At 39.8% G+C, this 17,265-nt stretch carries 19 protein-coding genes, 1 tRNA gene, 1 pseudogene and 1 riboswitch; of the genes and pseudogenes, 1 reads left to right on the top strand and 20 read right to left on the bottom strand.

What is annotated here, in order from left to right; translation table 11 throughout:
* The 19 genes and pseudogenes from KH400_RS03965 to KH400_RS03880 all read right to left on the bottom strand — a co-directional run bounded on the left by KH400_RS03965 (position 1) and on the right by KH400_RS03880 (position 15,096).
* Positions 1 to 76: transfer RNA gene (locus tag KH400_RS03965), tRNA-Ala, on the bottom strand.
* A gap of 201 nt (positions 77 to 277) precedes the next feature.
* A complete protein-coding gene (gene comGB, locus KH400_RS03960; RefSeq protein WP_217222053.1) occupies positions 278 to 1,336 on the bottom strand; it encodes a competence type IV pilus assembly protein ComGB in 1,059 nt (352 codons plus the stop codon).
* A complete protein-coding gene (comGA, locus tag KH400_RS03955) occupies positions 1,302 to 2,372 on the bottom strand; it encodes a competence type IV pilus ATPase ComGA (protein WP_217222051.1) in 1,071 nt (356 codons plus the stop codon). The genes comGB and comGA overlap by 35 nt, the downstream gene beginning before the upstream one ends.
* 137 nt (positions 2,373 to 2,509) lie before the next feature.
* Entirely contained in the window at positions 2,510 to 2,824 is a 315-nt protein-coding gene (locus KH400_RS23955; protein WP_246589367.1) for an MTH1187 family thiamine-binding protein, read from the bottom strand.
* Between the two features lie 75 nt (positions 2,825 to 2,899).
* A pseudogene (locus KH400_RS23950) lies at positions 2,900 to 3,427 on the bottom strand (DUF1385 domain-containing protein); the annotation flags it as partial.
* A 180-nt stretch (positions 3,428 to 3,607) separates the two neighbouring features.
* Positions 3,608 to 4,213: a hypothetical protein gene (locus KH400_RS03945; protein WP_217222047.1), complete on the bottom strand. Its 606-nt coding sequence runs from the start codon at positions 4,211 to 4,213 to the stop codon at positions 3,608 to 3,610.
* Between the two features lie 11 nt (positions 4,214 to 4,224).
* A complete protein-coding gene (locus KH400_RS03940; RefSeq protein ID WP_217222045.1) occupies positions 4,225 to 4,998 on the bottom strand; it encodes an ABC transporter permease in 774 nt (257 codons plus the stop codon).
* A gap of 3 nt (positions 4,999 to 5,001) precedes the next feature.
* Positions 5,002 to 5,697 carry an ABC transporter ATP-binding protein gene (locus KH400_RS03935; RefSeq protein ID WP_312889021.1) on the bottom strand — a complete coding sequence of 232 codons (696 nt, stop codon included), beginning with the start codon at positions 5,695 to 5,697 and terminating at the stop codon, positions 5,002 to 5,004.
* Positions 5,694 to 6,050: a hypothetical protein gene (locus tag KH400_RS03930; RefSeq protein ID WP_217222043.1), complete on the bottom strand. Its 357-nt coding sequence runs from the start codon at positions 6,048 to 6,050 to the stop codon at positions 5,694 to 5,696. Before KH400_RS03930 ends, KH400_RS03935 begins: the two co-directional genes overlap by 4 nt.
* A 147-nt stretch (positions 6,051 to 6,197) precedes the next feature.
* Complete coding sequence (thiD, locus tag KH400_RS03925) at positions 6,198 to 7,001, bottom strand: bifunctional hydroxymethylpyrimidine kinase/phosphomethylpyrimidine kinase (RefSeq protein ID WP_217222041.1); 804 nt, start codon at positions 6,999 to 7,001, stop codon at positions 6,198 to 6,200.
* A 33-nt stretch (positions 7,002 to 7,034) separates the two neighbouring features.
* Positions 7,035 to 8,144 (bottom strand): glycine oxidase ThiO, encoded by a 1,110-nt coding sequence (gene thiO, locus KH400_RS03920; RefSeq protein WP_217222039.1) that lies wholly within the window; start codon positions 8,142 to 8,144, stop codon positions 7,035 to 7,037.
* Positions 8,145 to 8,264: 120 nt separating this feature from the next.
* Entirely contained in the window at positions 8,265 to 9,047 is a 783-nt protein-coding gene (locus KH400_RS03915) for a thiazole synthase (protein WP_217222037.1), read from the bottom strand.
* Positions 9,048 to 9,052: 5 nt separating this feature from the next.
* Positions 9,053 to 9,250, bottom strand: coding sequence for a sulfur carrier protein ThiS (gene thiS, locus KH400_RS03910; protein WP_217222035.1), 198 nt, complete (start codon positions 9,248 to 9,250; stop codon positions 9,053 to 9,055).
* Between the two features lies 1 nt (position 9,251).
* Positions 9,252 to 9,881 carry a thiamine phosphate synthase gene (gene thiE / locus KH400_RS03905; protein ID WP_217222033.1) on the bottom strand — a complete coding sequence of 210 codons (630 nt, stop codon included), beginning with the start codon at positions 9,879 to 9,881 and terminating at the stop codon, positions 9,252 to 9,254.
* Between the two features lie 134 nt (positions 9,882 to 10,015).
* Positions 10,016 to 10,123: riboswitch (TPP riboswitch) on the bottom strand.
* Positions 10,124 to 10,187: 64 nt separating this feature from the next.
* Positions 10,188 to 11,327 (bottom strand): YqgU-like beta propeller domain-containing protein, encoded by a 1,140-nt coding sequence (locus KH400_RS03900; protein WP_217222031.1) that lies wholly within the window; start codon positions 11,325 to 11,327, stop codon positions 10,188 to 10,190.
* 154 nt (positions 11,328 to 11,481) lie between these two features.
* A complete protein-coding gene (aspA, locus tag KH400_RS03895) occupies positions 11,482 to 12,897 on the bottom strand; it encodes an aspartate ammonia-lyase (protein ID WP_217222029.1) in 1,416 nt (471 codons plus the stop codon).
* Positions 12,898 to 13,333: 436 nt separating this feature from the next.
* The gene (locus KH400_RS03890) at positions 13,334 to 14,305 is read right to left on the bottom strand and encodes an ROK family glucokinase (protein ID WP_217222027.1); all 972 of its coding nucleotides are present in this window, start codon (positions 14,303 to 14,305) and stop codon (positions 13,334 to 13,336) included.
* Positions 14,306 to 14,365: 60 nt separating this feature from the next.
* Complete coding sequence (locus KH400_RS03885; RefSeq protein WP_217222026.1) at positions 14,366 to 14,560, bottom strand: YqgQ family protein; 195 nt, start codon at positions 14,558 to 14,560, stop codon at positions 14,366 to 14,368.
* A gap of 23 nt (positions 14,561 to 14,583) precedes the next feature.
* A complete protein-coding gene (locus KH400_RS03880; protein WP_217222023.1) occupies positions 14,584 to 15,096 on the bottom strand; it encodes a hypothetical protein in 513 nt (170 codons plus the stop codon).
* A gap of 164 nt (positions 15,097 to 15,260) precedes the next feature.
* Between KH400_RS03880 and KH400_RS03875 the strand changes: the two genes are divergently transcribed.
* Positions 15,261 to 15,653, top strand: coding sequence for a YueI family protein (locus tag KH400_RS03875; RefSeq protein ID WP_217222021.1), 393 nt, complete (start codon positions 15,261 to 15,263; stop codon positions 15,651 to 15,653).
* Positions 15,654 to 15,787: 134 nt separating this feature from the next.
* On the opposite strand, the gene KH400_RS03870 is transcribed toward KH400_RS03875, so the two are convergent.
* A complete protein-coding gene (locus KH400_RS03870) occupies positions 15,788 to 17,248 on the bottom strand; it encodes a spore germination protein (RefSeq protein ID WP_217222019.1) in 1,461 nt (486 codons plus the stop codon).
* Between the last annotated feature and the right edge of the window lie 17 nt (positions 17,249 to 17,265).

Below are 17,265 nucleotides of genomic sequence, written 5' to 3'. Positions count from 1 at the left end.
TGGTGGAGCCTAGCGGGATCGAACCGCTGACCTCCTGCGTGCAAGGCAGGCGCTCTCCCAGCTGAGCTAAGGCCCCATCTTCTATATGATCATGTCGCTTTGAAAGGTAACCTCTCGCTGCGACATTTAATAATTTAACACAAACATAATGCAATTGCAAGTTTTTCATAATTTTTTTTTGCTTTTGCGTTCGCTCTTATAAAACCACCACAAATTATAACAAAAAAGGAGAGCAAACACAAAAACACTATACTCCCCTTTTTATAAGTACAAAACATCATCCTAATGAACCCATTAACTGAAACATCGGAATCATTATCGACAGAAACATAAACAATACAACACTTCCGATCAATAAAAACAATACGGGTTGGATAAACATAAAGTACTTCTTCACCTTCGATTCCATCGTCGACAATAAAAGCTCACTGTAACTTGCTAAATCGAGTACTAGGTTTCCTTGCAATTGACCATGTTTAATAACAAGAGGTAATTCTTTGCGAAAATAATGTCGTGTAGATAAAGCGTCGGAAAATTCCTCCCCTGATTGTAAATCCCTTTTTAACTCAGATGCCTCAATTTGAAAAAACGGAAGGTGATCTTGCTCTTCAAATACTGTTAATGCATCAAAAATGGACATCCCACCTTTTAGTAGACCACTTAACTGAAAGGTAAAATAATACGTTAAGGATAATGATAAGAAGTCATTTAGGATAGGGACCTTCAAAAGCAAACCGAGCTTCTTTTGCGGTGTATACCGCCGAAAATGAGTGAAATAAACTATAAGGGAAATGAGAATAAAAATAAATAGGAGCAATAAAAAAAGTGGGAGTAAATCAATCATCTGTAAAAATAAAACAGTAATTAATGGGTATTCCATATCCATTGAGGCAAATAACGATTGAAAATGTGGGAATAAGTAGTTCAACATAACTATCGAAATCACTATTAACATCCATAGTAGTAATAATGGGTAACGAAAGACTTTTTGCAACTTTGCTTTTATAGCCTCTCTTTTTTGCAGGATCAATCCAGCTTCAGAGAGTCCCTCAGCTAAATCGCCATATTTTTCGGAGAAGTAAAGGTAGCCAAGGATATCCTTTGGGAACCTGAGTTCAATTAATGCTTCATGAATCGTTGATCCTTCACGAAGGTTCTTTAATAAGTTATCTAACTTCTCTTTTACTTCCCTTGTCTCGTAATAGGAGAGCATCTCAATACCAGCAGAGACAGAATACCCTTGTTTCATATAAAGTCCAAGGCGTTTTAGAAACTCTGCTTTTTGTTTATGAGGCCATTTATCACGTCTCATTAGCATCACCAATCCATTGATCATAAGACCCTGCCGCGATGTACCCTAATGCGATTCCTTTCTCTAGACGATTAGACAACCTCGGAAATCGCGGTGCTTGTTTATCGCCCTCTACATATGCAAATACACTAGTCAGAGACGTTTCGCTTAATATCTCATAAACAGCTAAACGACGCCGCTGTCTCTGCTTTCTACAAAATGAATGGCATGCTTCTCCACAATAAGGGCAAGTAAGTTCCACTAGACGTTGAGAAGCAATTCCGATGACTGTTTGCTTTAGATCATGGATCGGAATTCCTAACTCTATTAACCGATAAATGGCACCTATCGTATCCTTCGTGTGGACGGTCGATAAGACAAGGTGACCTGTAAGAGCTGCTCGAACAGCAATTTTTGCTGTGTACTCATCCCTGATCTCACCAACCATAATAATATCAGGATCATGCCTTAAAATCGCTCGTAAGCCCTCTAGATAAGTTAGGCCCGCTTTATCATTGACTTCTACTTGAATGAAATCATCGGTTTTCTTCTCAATCGGATCCTCTAACGTAATAATATTATTGTTTTTGTGCTTTTTCGCTTCATAGAGCATTGAGTATAAGGTCGTCGTTTTTCCAGACCCAGTTGGTCCTGTTATTAAAATCAATCCATTTGCTCGTTTTGTTAACGAGGATAAACGTCTTGTCGATGTGGGAAATAATGATAAAGAATGAAGAGAGTACGTTTCTTCTTGAGGAAGTAGTCGTATCGCTAGACTTTCAAAATAAGGGGTCGGTAATGTGGATATACGAAGGTTGATAAGCTTGCCATTACTCACGAAATCTAAAGAACCACTCTGTGGTAGCCGTCGTTCACCTATATCCATACCAGCTCGAAATTTAAAATGCGAAATTAACTTTTCACTCGACTTTTTTGACAATGTTTCAACAAAAGATATGGCTTGATCAACACGGAAATGAATCGTAGCGCCTTTTTCGCGAGGGATAATGTGGATATCTGAGGCACGCTCTACATACGCACGTTCAAGAAGAGATTTACTTTTTTGTTCGATATCTAACAAAAACCATCACCTGCTTTCTAAATCATGGAATAATTAAGGATTCTACACTATTTTACAAATTCCTCTTTCTCCATCCTACATAAAATAAAAAAAGAGGCTGTGACAAAGGTTTTCACTTTGAACTGCCTCCCTTTCAATTATTTCGCTTGATTTAATTTACGTGTAACAGCTTCTACCTTATCATCCATTTGAACCGATTTGTCTCTGCGGTCATCAATTCGAATATTCGTTGTAACACGTTTTATACCGGATTTAAATGGTGCTTCATGGATCGCTTGAATGACTTCAAATAAGACAGGGAGCTCTCCTTCAATTATTGTGCTCATCGGTGTCAATTTAAATGAAATTTTATCACCGTAGTTTTCTAATACTTGCTGAATTTCAGCTACATATGTACTGACACTCGGCCCCCCAGTACCAACTGGTATTACTGTTACATCTACGATTGCCATATGTTTGGCCTCCTTCTTTTTTTGATGACGTCTATCCACTAATTTTTCTGGGAATTCAACCTCGGCAAGCGCATGATAGGATTGAATCGCAGTTAAAAGGTGGACACGATCAGGTGTTGTTGTTGTAACCTTTTCTTGTAAAAAGTACGAAACAAATAGCACATACCTTCTCATTACTTTAAAAAAGCGAAATTCTAGAAGTGCATGCACGATTGGTACAAGTAATACAGCACCATATGATCCCCACTCTAATGCAGCACCCGTGGTCGCAAAACGACTGAAAACACTCGTTAATAAAATGACCAGACTAAAGTAAATCACAACATAATTAGTCGAGCAGTAGCGATTTGTAATCGCCGCCTTCTTAATGCGGTACATACGAGAGCGTTTGATGACTCCACGTTCACTGAATACCTTATGCTCAGCCCCATGATATTTACGTAATTGTTCTGGAAAGAAAAAATGAGTACCGAACAAAAAATAAAAAATAAAATAATAGGGCAAACCCGTCCATGGAACCTGCAAACCGACAGCCATAAGAATTTTGGGCAAAAAAATCATCAGCATGTAGACCGCACTTAAACCGGTAAACCACCCTGGCATCGACATCAAAACTTGACGAATCATTTGCAATAGCGTGTGACCGTTCAACGGTTTAACCCAATCTACGACCTTGCCATCTTCACTATAGGCACATGCGACGTATTGTTTGCCTATGAAAAATACTCCATTTTGGTATGATAGCCCTTTAACCTTCATATCGGCTTTTCCTTTCTAAAGTTCCTACTGCAGGTGATCAATTCGCTCAATGACCCAATACGGAACCTTTCCTTGGTCACCGTTAAATGTTGGCGTTAAAAACCTTGGCTCCTCTAACAACAAGCCTTGATGTTCGACCCACGTATGTAAGTAACTCATCGACACTTGTGGCTCCTCTATTTCCTCGCTCGAAATCACAAGCTTGAGTTGCCCTTGATCTCCTAAGCTCTCATGGTCTTTTAGTTCATTCGGAAATGAAAATATCATTCCGGTTTCAACCCATTTACCCTTTGTTGTCCAAACCTCTTGACCACTATGGATAAGCGACAACTCATTCTCGATAATTTCACCTTCCTCAAGCAAGAATGGCTCATTCAATTGGTCCATTAATGTGATTCCAATATAATCCTCACCCAAGAACCCCTCTACAGGGACCTCATTCCAATTCCACGATCCCGTGATTTCATACCCCTGATCCATTTTACCAATTGAAACCTCCATCACTGATGTTTCTTGAAGCTCCTCATTGGTAACATATTCAGACTCATTCAAATAGGAATAACCACCATAAAAAATAAACCCCATTAAGATTAATGGCAATATAAAAACTAACTTATTTCCATTTAACACGTTTATTCACCTCAACCTTCTTCATGACCCAAACGAATCAGCTGCATATGTTTGTTAAAAAAGAAACGATAAATAATAACACTCACAAGCATAGCACTAACCGATACACAAACGAAAATACTAAGAGAGATAACAATCTGATAACGAATCGCTTCGAGAGGTGGCACCCCTCCAAGTATCAAACCTGTCATCATTCCAGGGAGTTGTACCAAACCTACTGTTTTTAAACCATCAATATTCGGAATCATCGCCGCTTTAACAACTTTTTGAACAATCGGTTGGGTCGCTTGTTTCGGATGTGCACCTAAAGATAGTGCTGAAATAATTTTATCATAACTTTCTTTGAATTGATGCCCCATACGTTCTAAAGCAAGCCCAATGGCAATCATACTATTTCCAATGATCATTCCACTCATCGGGATCACTTGTTCAGGAGTAAAGGAAATCATTTCAAATGAAAGCCACATCGTGAGCACCATCGCTTCGACTGCAACAATAATAGTAAAAATAACACTGCGAATATATGGTAGACCTTGTCCTTTTTTACCGGCATGAAACGTTGCGACCATAATCATGACGCCTAGCATAAGGGGAATCCCTTGTAACGGTGGTAGATCAAACAAAAACGTTAACACATAGCCGATAAGAAAGAGTTGAATGACACCTCTAAAGGATGACCAAATGATCGAGCGCCCTAATTGTAAGGAATAAAGATAAGATAAAGAAACAGGAATCAGCACAAAAATGAGTAAGAATAACATTGAAGTGTTCGAGATCTCAACCATGTATTATGACTCCTTTAAAAATTGCTTCAGTTCAGCTGTTTGCGGCTCATTTAGCAAGCGCGTGGTTTCACCTTGCTCTATGATTTTCCCCGCTTCCATATAAACCGTTCGGTCGCCAAGTCTTTCTGCTTGATTTAGGTTATGTGTAACAATAAATATCGTTTTTTCTTGATCCAGAAGCGACTTTAGTAACCTCTCAATAGACTCGACATTTTTTAAATCTAAAGCACTTGTCACTTCATCTAATAACAATACATCTGGTTGATTAGCAAGGGTTCTCGCTAACGCCACTCGTTGTTTTTCTCCTCCTGATAACTCATCGACTTCTCGGGTTAAAAAGGTTTGCGGTAACTGTACTTGCTCTAATAACCTTTTTCCTTGCGACGGCTCCCAAGTTCCATTTAAGGATGGTCCGTACTTAAGGTTAGCTTCGACGGTTCCATCAAATAGGGCTGGTGATTGAAACACCATTCCTACTGTTTGACGAAGTTCCAAAATGGGATAATCAAATAGTGACTTCCCTTTAAAACGAATCCAACCTTTCGTGGGATCTTCTAAACGATTAAGCAGTTTCAACAAGCTACTTTTTCCTGCACCTGAAGGTCCGATTAATGCGAGGCACTCACCTTTTTCCACCGTTAACGTAATATTAGACAACTGCTGTGTGCTTACATTAGATAATTCAATATAATGACTCACGCTTCATCATTCTCCATAAATCTAGACATCCTTTCTTTAATAAATGTGATGTCCTTATTTCTAACATAAAAATCCTTCTTTTTCACTTCATAAGGTAACTTTTCCTTCTGTAAAAATGCCTTGACCTTCATATATGCTGTACGATTCATTTTGACATTCAACTTCATCATTTTTAATTCATCAGGAAGGTTCGTTTTACACCATTGTCTCACCCGCATTTTTAAGGTAGCTTCTTCACCTTCAAATAACCACAGCTCAGGTTGTTTCTTGTCTGCTAATAGAAAAACAGAGTAACGCCCGCTTTCATTTTTCATAGCTAGGATAATTGCATCATAGCCTGTATCTGTGCGCATAAAACAATAATCCAACCTTATCACCTACTCATTTATATTGATCCTTTGACGCTTACTTAGAGATTCACGTTATATCTCAATCGTTGTGCCCGTATTTTATGAATATACATCTCCATGAAAAAGAGCGTGAAGTTCACGCTCACCTCTTTACTTTTTCATTTGTCGATAAGCTGAATGATTAGTCGGACCTATTCCACGTCCGATCGCTAACGATGAAGCAATCGCTTCAGTTATGAACACTTTGGCTGTTTTAACAGCTTCAGCAATGGTAGCACCTTTTGCTAATTCTGCGGCAATCGCTGCGGCAAACGTACATCCTGTACCATGCGTGTGCTTTGTCTCAATTCGTTCAGAATAAAACGGAAGTAACTGCTCTCCATCATACAACAGGTCTGGAGACTGTTCACCCTCTAAGTGTCCGCCTTTTAACACAACATATTTCGGTCCAAGTTTATGAAGTTCTACAGCAGCATCTTCCATGTCCGCAATTGTAGTAATCGAAGTGCTACCTAGAATTTGACTCGCTTCAGGCAAGTTTGGTGTAATCACTGTCGCAATAGGTAACAGTTCTTCAGTTAATGCAGTCATCGCCTGTTGCTGTAAAAGTGTTGCCCCGCCCTTGGCAATCATCACTGGGTCTACAACAACATTAGTAACCTGATATTCACTTAGTTTTTGTGCCACTAAACGAATAATATCAGCAGAAAATAGCATCCCTGTTTTCACTGCATCTGTTCCAATATCAGTAAGTACCGCATCGAGCTGTGCTTCAATCGCTTCCAATGATTGCGGGAATACCCCATGCACGCCTAATGTATTTTGAGCAGTTAGCGCCGTAATCGCACTCGTCCCAAACACACCTAATTCTTGAAATGTTTTTAAGTCTGCTTGAATACCAGCACCACCACCGCTATCTGAGCCAGCTATCGTCAATGCTTTTCTTATCGCCATTCTCGCTCCCCCTTCAACTTGAATGATATGTCCTTAACTAAATCGCTCTGGGGCAAACATTTGCAATGGAACTCGATCACGCTGACCTTCTAATAAATCGGCTACGATATGTGCTGTGACTGGACTCAACAAAATTCCATTGCGATAATGCCCAGTAGCAAAGATCACATGTGGTGCTGTTGACAATTTCCCGATAAGTGGATATCCATCTTGAGTGGCTGGACGCAAACCCGCCCATTCATGGAATGGGATTTCGTTTGCTAAGTATGGCAAAACATTTTTATTCCAATTTGTTAACCTGCGAATTCCTCTTTCAGTTACGGTTGTGTTAAAACCCGCAATATCCTCTGAAGCACCATTAACTAATGTTCCATTTCCTTTTGGAACTAAATAGCCTTGACTAGAGTAAAGGATATGCTTAACTTTTCCTACAGGCATATCGTAGGCACAAATTTGTCCACGGATCGGATGTACAGGAATGGATAATCCAAATGTTCCCTCTAATTCAGATGCCCATGCTCCAGAGCAAATGACGAGTCGGTCTCCTGTAAAGCTTTGTCCATCTTTGGCAACCAAATGTATCTCTTCTTCCCAATTAACAACATCAACTTGCTCTAATTGTTCATAAATTTGTACTCCAATGTTTCGACACGCTTGTTCAAGGGCCTTCACATAGTCGGGTGCAAATACATGACTCTCTTCAGGATAGTACATCGCTGCAATGATTTCTTTAGATAACTCCGGTTCACGTTTATAGAGTTCTTCCCCTTGCAAGATGTCTGCCTCAGCACCAAAGTCTCCCTGCCATTGTTGTCTTGATTCTAATGATAATAAGTCAGCTTCATGATAAACACAATGTAAGCTCCCTGAATTTGTATATTCAAATTCGGCCTTTGCAATATCTTTGACTTCCTGCTGCCATTTTGGATATAGTTTTAAGCTAGCTAAACACAAGCGAAAAAAGTCATCAGGATCCTCTTCAATTTCTGAATAAGGAGCAAGCATTCCTGCTGCAGCTCCTGACGCTTGTCCACCACACGTCACCTTTTCGAGGATTGTAACCTTATACCCGCGTCTTTGACACTCAAATGCAGTAGCCAACCCAATAATTCCTCCACCTAGTACAACAATACGCTCTCCCATCACATTCACTCTTTTCTATAAAAATTAAAACTTAAATCAAAGGTCAGTAAGGGTAGTCTCAGGCACAAGCTGTTTATTATGCCTGAGTTATGCCGTCACTTATGTGATAACCCCAACAGGTTATTTGATCATGTGAGTTTCATAGCCACTGCTTGCTGTCGCATAACGCTTCTTCGGTATTCGCCCCGCTAGATATGACAAGCGCCCTGCTTCAATTGCATGCTTCATTGCTTTTGCCATTGTCACTGGGTCTTTTGCTTTTGCAACAGGTGTATTCATTAACACACCATCTACCCCTAACTCCATCGCTTGAACGATATCTTGAGCAGACCCTAGACCAGCATCAACGATGATTGGAACATTCGCTTCTTCAACAATCAATGATAAATTGTAAGGATTTAGAATTCCTAATCCCGTTCCAATCGGAGCACCACCTGGCATCACCGCAGCTGCCCCTGCTTCTTCAAGTCGCTTACAAATGACTGGATCATCAGATGTATAAGGGAGCACAACAAAACCCTCATTTGCTAATACTTCTGTTGCTTTTAGGGTTTCAATTGGATCGGGTAGTAATGTCTTTTCATTAACACTTACTTCAATTTTAATCCAATTACTTAACCCAGATGCCTTTGCAAGTCGTGCAATACGGATCGCTTCCTCCGCTGTTTTTGCCCCTGATGTGTTTGGTAAGTACGTAAACGTTTGCCCTTCTAGGTGCTGCAAAATAGCATCCTCATCTGGCGCCTCAAGGTTAACACGTCGAATTGCAAATGTTAACACCTCTGTACCTGATGCTTTGATCGCTTCATTTTGGACAAATGGATTCGGGTAACGCCCCGTTCCTAAGAAAAATCGTGATGATAGCTCTTTTCCTGCAATAACTAATTTATCGTTTGTTTTCATAGGGTTCACCCTCCTCCTACAAAATGAACAAGCTCTATTTTCATACCTTCTTTTAGCTCTGTATCTTCCCAATCTTCACGATCAACAATTTCCCCATTGATCTCTGTTACGACAAGGTTGCCTTCTAATTGGTAATGTTTGACGACTTCATCAAGTTTCGAAACATCTAGTTGTTTCTCTTCGCCATTAATATAAAGTAGCATCTTAGCTCTCCTCACCGTTAATTTTTTTAATAAACGTTTCACAGGTTCCTTTCACATCATCACTACCGACAATTTCACTAATCGCACAAATTCTCATCGCACCAGCTGCTAGTACCTGATCGACGTTATGAAGCTTAATCCCTCCAATGGCAACAAAGGGAATGTTTATTTCCCTTGCAATTTGGCTAACATAATCCGTTGTAACAGGGTCTACAACATCTTCCTTGCTATTGGTTGGGAATACAGGCCCAACACCAATATAATCTGCCCCATCCCGCTCAGCTGCTCTCGCTTCTTCAATCGCATGAGTAGAGATGCCAATGATCTTGTCATTTCCAACAATTTTTCTCGCTTCTTGAATAGGAAGATCATCTTGACCAAGATGAATGCCATCTGCATCAACGGCAAGTGCAACATCAATATGGTCGTTCACTATAAATGTGACATTATGCTTATTCGTTAATTCTCTCAATTTACGTGCCTTTTGCAAAACATCTCGTTTACTACTTTTTTTATCACGGAGTTGAATAATATCAACTCCACCAAGAATCGCTTCTTCCATCACTTTTGTAAGCTCGCGACCTCTGTGAAATTCTTCTCCGGTAATTGCATACAGTTTAAAATCCTTCATAACTGTCCCTACCCTTCTATCGTCTTCATTCCTCTCGTTGCTCCAGTTAGGAATTAGATTGGAAGATTCCTTCCATATAGTACTATCAATGCAAATAACCATAACCCAACGACGTGGATTACGGCTAAAGTTCATCATTCATTAGTCGACTTTCCTACGCTGGGATCTCCAGATCAGGTTCAAGGGTAAAAGGAAACACCTTTTTCTCAGCCTACTCACGATAGACACCCCTAGTCTTTTCAAATGTAGTACCATCAATCTCTATTATGACATAAATTAATAAGAATACAACAATTGTTCCATCGTTTAAAAACGATTTGATTGCACGAACAAATCAACCATTTGATTTCCATTAAGATCAATGAGGTGTTCATATTGGTAGCCATACAACATCGATTCCCCATCAGGCGATAGTTTCAACGGTGCATCATTTTCCACTTCAATGATCACTTCTTCATCTCCAGAACGAATATCAAGTGCTACTAACTCAAATCCATCCTCATAATCAACGTAATTACCACTATAGAAAGGTCTCAAATAGTAAAAAATACTGTTCATTTGGTCAAATGTGAAATAAGGGACCCACCATTGCTCAGAATACGTATTTAATATTGGAACCTCAATTTGACGAATCGTCTCGTTTTCTTTGAAAAAGGTATACGTGGACATCAGTTCATCGATTGAATCAACATCAATGATCAAATAGTTGTGATTAGGAAATGAAAAAAATGATAAAATGTCCTCTTCGACTAACACTTTTTGGTTTGTCTTCATATCATAAGAGAACAAAGAAGAAAAATAACTCGGCTCGTCTTGATCCCAATGTAAATACCCTAGCCGATTTATATCTAGCCACTGGATAAACGTCTGGTCTAATTCGATTGGAGAAATTTGACCGTTAGCGACATTAACATAGTATAATTGCGATTCCCAGTTCGGCAAAAATGAAACAACAACAAGTTCTTCTGGCTGATAAGGATTCCAAAACACGGAGTAATCTTCACCTAACTCTTGTATTTGATAACGAATAAAGCCATCGCGATCTATTAGGTATAATGATACATCGTAGTCTCGAGTCACCGTTTCAATGGCGTAATAACTATAATCATGGTTCGCAGTCACATTTGAAATAGCTTCCTCGGTTTGAAAGAATCCCTGCTCGTCACCGTTTGTAACATTATGCTTAAGCAACCTCGCGATGCCTTCTTCATCTTTTAAATACAAAACAGTATGTTCATCGAACCATTCACTTATTTCAATAAAAGAACGAGAAGAACTGGTCTTAATAGGATATCGTACATTATGGCCATAAAATTCTGAGGGGATTTGCCGTTTTTCATGGAGATTCAGCAGTCGATCACTTGCTACTATCACATCTTTATCCGCATACTGACACCCTGATAATAGAAAGATAAATAAACTAATTACGATGAGCACTCTTTCCATTTTCTCCCCCGTTCACTTTTTATTCTCTTTTTCCATTTGAGGTTGTTTTTTGACCTCACCTATTATCTCATTTTTACTCACAACTCTCAATTCATACGTTGACGAATTCAAAAAGCGGGACATCACCTGCGACATCCCGCTCCTTCTGACGATTTTAATTAAAAATGTAATGTGCTCCTGCAATACCTGGGTTCGTCATTTCTTTTGGGTCAAGTATTTCATTTAACTCTTTTTCTGATAAGATCCCACGTTCTAAGCAAATTTCACGAACCGGTCGATCCGTCTCGATTGCTTCCTTGGCAATTTTTGAAGCTGTCTCATAACCAACGTGTGGGTTAATTGCAGTAATAATACCAACACTGCGCTCAACCATATCACGACAATGCTCAATATTTGCTGTAATCCCATCAATAGCAAACTTTTTAAATACTTGAATACCATTTTGCAGTGTCGAGAGTGACTGCAATAAATTAAAGACAAGTACAGGCTCCATTACATTAAGCTCTAACTGTCCTGCTTCTGAAGCCAAGCTAATCGTATGGTCATTACCTATCACCTGGAATGAAATCTGATTAATAACCTCACACATAACAGGATTAACCTTTCCAGGCATAATCGAAGACCCGGGTTGTCTTGATGGTAAATTAATCTCGTTAATTCCCGTACGCGGACCTGAGCTCATTAGTCGTAAATCATTAGCCATTTTAGAAAGATTAATCGCTAAAATTTTTAACGCGCTTGAAAGTGTTGTGTATGCATCTGTGTTTTGGGTAGCATCCACTAAGTCTTCAGCTGTACGGAACGGCATCTCTGTTACTTCTGACAAATGTGCTGCCACTTTTTTTATATATTCAGGCTTTGCGTTTAAGCCTGTTCCAACCGCTGTTGCACCCATATTAATTTCATACAACTCAAACACTGAGTTCTGCACACGTTTTAAGTCACGTTGTATCATACGTCGATATGCTCCAAATTCTTGACCTAAACGGATCGGTACTGCGTCTTGTAAATGGGTCCGTCCCATTTTGATCACATCATCAAACTCGGCTTCTTTCTCTTTTAGAGAATCAATCAATTCTTCAAGTATATCTGTTAAGCCTTGAGATAAATTCAGGCATGCGATATGAATAGCTGTTGGGAACGCATCATTTGTTGACTGGGCCATGTTCACATGGGTGTTAGGACTAACTTTAATATATTCACCTTTTTTTCCACCTAATAATTCAATCGCACGGTTCGCAATGACTTCATTGGCATTCATATTAAAGGATGTGCCTGCTCCCCCTTGGATCGAATCTACAACGAAATGATCGTTCAATTTCCCTTCGATCACTTCCTCACTTGCTGAAATGATTGCTTTGGCAATCTTCGGATTTAATACACCAACATCACGGTTAGCCATCGCTGCTGCTTTCTTCACAAAACCGAATGCACGTATTAATTCCTTATGAGGTGGATAACCTGTGATTGGAAAGTTTTCTTTTGCACGCATGGTTTGGATGCCATAATAAGCATCAACAGGCACTTTTTTTTCACCTAACAAATCCCGTTCTACACGATACGCTGTCATCACTCATTCTCCTTCACTTCAAGTAGTTTATCATTTACGAAGTCCATCCACTATACACTTACGTTTCATAAGTGATCCTATGAATCATTACTAATGTTATTCACCCAGCTCATCTTTTAAAAAGCAAACCATTTAAACTATAACCCTATTAACAGTTTCTCAGCCATTCATAGAGCATCATCTAAAGGTCGGTAATCGGATCACGAACGCCCTCATTCGTCATTAACGCATCATTAAGAATTTCAATCACTCCACATGATCAACAATCCTTGCAAAAGGGAACCATCCATCCCCTCTATCATCTATACTGCTATTACTATACTATGAAAGCTGATCTATTATGTTCTACTCTTTGTCCGCATGTAACTTGCTGTTGAACAACATCTAAGTCCATTTTAATCGATAACACCTACAAAAAAAAGCTAGGATTTTTTTCCTAGCTTTTATCATGGCTTGTTTTTGCTAAAAATGCACCGCCGATGACACCAGCATCATTTCCTAATGTCGCAATCGTTACTTCCACACCTTCTTGTGCTCGTGACAAAGCAAACCGTTGAAACGCATCCTGAACATGTGTTAACAATATATCACCAGCATTTGATACGCCACCACCAATGACAATTTTCTCAGGGTTTAACGCATTCGCTAAATTAGCAATGGCTAAGCCTAAATGAAGAGAAACTGATTTCACAACCTCAATTGCTAATTCGTCTCCTCCTTTAGCTGCCTCAAACACATCCTTTGCCGAGATTTCGCCCTTTCTCTCATTGACAGTGTATAGAAGACTATCTTTTTGTTTTTCGATCCCTTCCTTAGCTAGCCTCGAAATTCCAGTAGCCGATGCGATCGTTTCTAAACAACCTGTTTTCCCACAATTACATGGAGCACCACCTTCTGCAATTGAGGTCAAATGACCAATTTCACCAGCCATGCCATTAACACCGTGCAAAATCTCACCATTGACGATCACACCGCCACCTACGCCAGTTCCTAAGGTGACACAGAGCAAATGCTCGGCTTTATCACCAGCACCCCTCCACATTTCTCCGACAGCTGCGATATTTGCATCGTTATCAACAATAACCGGAAGTCCTGTTGCTTGTTCTAGCTCATCTTTTAGCGGGAAGTTTTCCCAACCAATATTCACTGCTTTGTAAATGAACCCAGTCTCCATATCAATAAAGCCAGGCGCACCTACACCAATCCCTATGAGCATTTGCTTTTGCTGCCCAAGGGTTTGTAGCTGTTCTGTAATCGAATTTGCAATTTCAGTAGTAATATGCTTCCCTGCATCTTTTGTATTCGTATTAATTTCCCACTTCTTTACAATGTCACCTATCTCTGTAATAAAAGCCATCTTAGTTGTTGTGCCACCGACATCGACACCAACAAGCCATTTTTCTGTCATTCGTTCATCACCTTTAATCCATTCTTTGTTGTTTTTTCGTTCGTACATGAATTAGTATTACTATGATTTCAGCTTAGATGCTTCCGTGCGCAACAATAGCAGTGCTTGTTGAAATGTTTGTGAATCAATCATCTCCCATTGGTACAGCTCACGGAGTTCTTCTTCCATTAATGTAAAATCACTTAAGCGGTCACCAGTATAAATAATCGTTCCAAACCGCTTTAGTAATTGTTGAATATCCATGATCGTTTTCATAAGCTCTCACCTACTCAAGCTTATTATAACAATTTCATAACAGCGATGAAAAGTAACAAAACTAAAGGAAGAAAAGATGGGATTGGATTTCTCCATAATCGTTCATAAATTCGGTGTTGAACACGGGCACCACCAATCACTGACAGCAAAAAAATGAAGCCGAATAAAATCACGAACCATTTACTCAGGTCAGCGGTTGCATATTCAAGACCCATAAATAGAAATAATAAAAACGTGCTAATCCAAATTTTCTTGTCTTCACTATGGAAGAAACCCAAAGTTGGGTGATAATGGAGAAAGCAAAATACGATAAATACAACACAAAACAACCCGATAATTATACTGATTAGAGGAATCCCAATCAACTGCCCAACCCATTGACCGAGAAGCATTCCCAAGTAGATCGAGAAAGTAAAAAACAACGTAATCGACAAGGTGACAAAGTGATGGGGCAACGTCCTTTTTGATATTAGCAAGCCACCAAAAGCGATACCAACACCACTTGCGAAAGCTAACAATGAGATCAACTGCATCACTGCCTAACGTCCTCCTTTGCCTGACATGATGAAATGACGAACGTCTCTTCTGTGTTTTCCATACAATGTTCATACGCTTATCCAAGCGTTTATGTTACTATATGTAGACTCCATGAAAATAAGGACAAGAAATAAACAATGCCTAGATGAAAGAGGGAATACGAATGTCAGATAAATTACAAGAAGCACTAGAACGTGGGCTATACGGAACTCCTGAAACGAAACCTGATGAGCGAAGAATGTTCTTGTCAACGATTGTTGAACGAATCTACCTAGCACTCACAAAAAAACAAGTCATCCAAAAAGGGATGTACGACGAGGCAATTGACATTATGAAATCAAAAAGAAACATTCAATTATTTATAAATGGCAGCTTAAGCTATCAATTGTATGCAAATTATGTAAAACAAGCTAATCAATTTCAAGTCCCTTTTACAGTTGTTAATGTTGAACACGAGACCCCAATCGGACTTGTCCTCGCAAGCAAACAAGAAGCGATTAACCAGACAGACATTTTTATCAAAGATGACCTTTACAAGTCTGAAATGGGTGATTGAATGAATAATTAGAGCGTATATGAAGCTGGCAAGCAAAACACGCATCGAGCTATTATTATCGATGCGTGTTTGTTTATTCTTGTTACATCTCACAGTACTGAAACCGAAACAAACGGTGTCATAGCCTTTCACTTTTACCGATCCATATCCTGTGGGTGGATAGACCGTGGCCGTTGATGTTTCAATGGAATTGGCGTTCGGACAATTACATCACGGAATGCGCGATACTCAAACGGAAGAAAAGGCCATAAATACGGCGTGTCATACACTTTCATACTCGCGAGCCATACAATCAATAGTAAGGTACCACCAACAAAGCCACCGACCCCGAAAATCGCGGTTACAACTAATAATGCCACACGAATCAAGCGATTGGCGAGACTCATTTCATAACTTGGTGTCGCAAACGAGCCTACCGCAGCAACGGCTAGATAAAGGACAACTTCTGGCGAAAATAAACCGACTTCTATAGCAACTTCACCAATGAGAATCGCAGCCACTAACCCAAGTGCGGTCGCGAGGGCTGAAGGAGTATGTATAGCAGCCATCCTCAACATTTCAATCCCAACCTCCGCTAATATAAACTGGGTCAGCAAAGAAATTTGCCCCTCGTCTTCTGGTCCAACATATTGAATCACATTGGGCAATAAATTTTCGTTAGTTGCCATTAAGTACCATAGAGGCATTAAAAAGATAGACGTCCATATAGCAGCAAAACGAACACCGCGTAGGGCTGCACCAATCAATGGTTTTTGCCGATATTCTTCTGCATGCTGCAGGTGATGCCAAAATGTTGTCGGTGTAATGATGACACTTGGCGAGCCATCCACCATGACAATGACATGACCCTCAAATAAATGCGTTGCAGCAACATCTGGACGCTCCGTGTAACGGACCATCGGATAGGGATTAACATGTCTGCCAAAAATAAACTCCTCTATCGTTTTATCCCCCATCGGTAAGCCATCAGTCGTAATTTTCTTTAACGACTTCTTAACATGGTCTACAATCTTTGGATCTGCGATATCCTCAATATAAGAGATACATAAATCGGTTTTTGATCGCCTACCGACCTTTTCATATTCAATGCGGAGGGTACGATCTCGTACTCGGCGCCGCGTTAACGCCACATTTTCAACTAGTGTTTCAACAAAGCCATCCTTGGCACCACGAATTACTTGCTCCGTATCTGGTTCTTCAGGACCACGAACTGGATATGTTCTCGTATCAACCAAGATCACTTTGTCGATGCCTTCAACTACAAGAGCTGCAGGTCCCGCTAGTACCTCATCAACAACCTCATCTAAATCATCACTCGTATCAATTTCAACATATGGGATACGATTTTTAATTAATTTTTCTAATGGGTTCGAGCCAAGGTCTTCTTTTGTTGTTCGACCTAACTCCCTTTGAATTTGTGTTATTGCTTGGTCTTTCCCAAAGCCATCAACTAAAAATAAAGACATCTCTAATTCAGCATATTCAAGCTCGATATGAATCATATCAAAGCTCTTATCAACACCCAGCTCTTTCTTTAAATAAGCGACATTTTCAGCCAAACTTGAACGAACTGGATGTTTCGTCTCATTACTCATAACCTATCGCCTCCACT

The sequence above is a fragment of the Desertibacillus haloalkaliphilus genome (assembly GCF_019039105.1).
Classification (GTDB): domain Bacteria; phylum Bacillota; class Bacilli; order Bacillales; family KJ1-10-99; genus Desertibacillus; species Desertibacillus haloalkaliphilus.
The sequence above is the reverse complement of the archived record's forward strand: the minus strand, read 5'-3'. Positions and strand labels throughout refer to the sequence as shown.

Bases quoted from the DNA above. Each gene is read 5' to 3' on its own strand.
- comGB (WP_217222053.1), bottom strand. From the start codon at position 1,336: ATGATCAATGGATTGGTGATGCTAATGAGACGTGATAAATGGCCTCAT.
- KH400_RS23955 (WP_246589367.1), bottom strand. From the start codon at position 2,824: ATGGCAATCGTAGATGTAACAGTAATACCAGTTGGTACTGGGGGGCCG.
- KH400_RS03940 (WP_217222045.1), bottom strand. From the start codon at position 4,998: ATGGTTGAGATCTCGAACACTTCAATGTTATTCTTACTCATTTTTGTG.
- KH400_RS03930 (WP_217222043.1), bottom strand. From the start codon at position 6,050: ATGCGCACAGATACAGGCTATGATGCAATTATCCTAGCTATGAAAAAT.
- thiD (WP_217222041.1), bottom strand. From the start codon at position 7,001: ATGGCGATAAGAAAAGCATTGACGATAGCTGGCTCAGATAGCGGTGGT.
- thiO (WP_217222039.1), bottom strand. From the start codon at position 8,144: ATGGGAGAGCGTATTGTTGTACTAGGTGGAGGAATTATTGGGTTGGCT.
- KH400_RS03915 (WP_217222037.1), bottom strand. From the start codon at position 9,047: ATGAAAACAAACGATAAATTAGTTATTGCAGGAAAAGAGCTATCATCA.
- thiS (WP_217222035.1), bottom strand. From the start codon at position 9,250: ATGCTACTTTATATTAATGGCGAAGAGAAACAACTAGATGTTTCGAAA.
- thiE (WP_217222033.1), bottom strand. From the start codon at position 9,881: ATGAAGGATTTTAAACTGTATGCAATTACCGGAGAAGAATTTCACAGA.
- KH400_RS03900 (WP_217222031.1), bottom strand. From the start codon at position 11,327: ATGGAAAGAGTGCTCATCGTAATTAGTTTATTTATCTTTCTATTATCA.
- aspA (WP_217222029.1), bottom strand. From the start codon at position 12,897: ATGACAGCGTATCGTGTAGAACGGGATTTGTTAGGTGAAAAAAAAGTG.
- KH400_RS03890 (WP_217222027.1), bottom strand. From the start codon at position 14,305: ATGACAGAAAAATGGCTTGTTGGTGTCGATGTCGGTGGCACAACAACT.
- KH400_RS03885 (WP_217222026.1), bottom strand. From the start codon at position 14,560: ATGAAAACGATCATGGATATTCAACAATTACTAAAGCGGTTTGGAACG.
- KH400_RS03875 (WP_217222021.1), top strand. From the start codon at position 15,261: ATGTCAGATAAATTACAAGAAGCACTAGAACGTGGGCTATACGGAACT.
- KH400_RS03870 (WP_217222019.1), bottom strand. From the start codon at position 17,248: ATGAGTAATGAGACGAAACATCCAGTTCGTTCAAGTTTGGCTGAAAAT.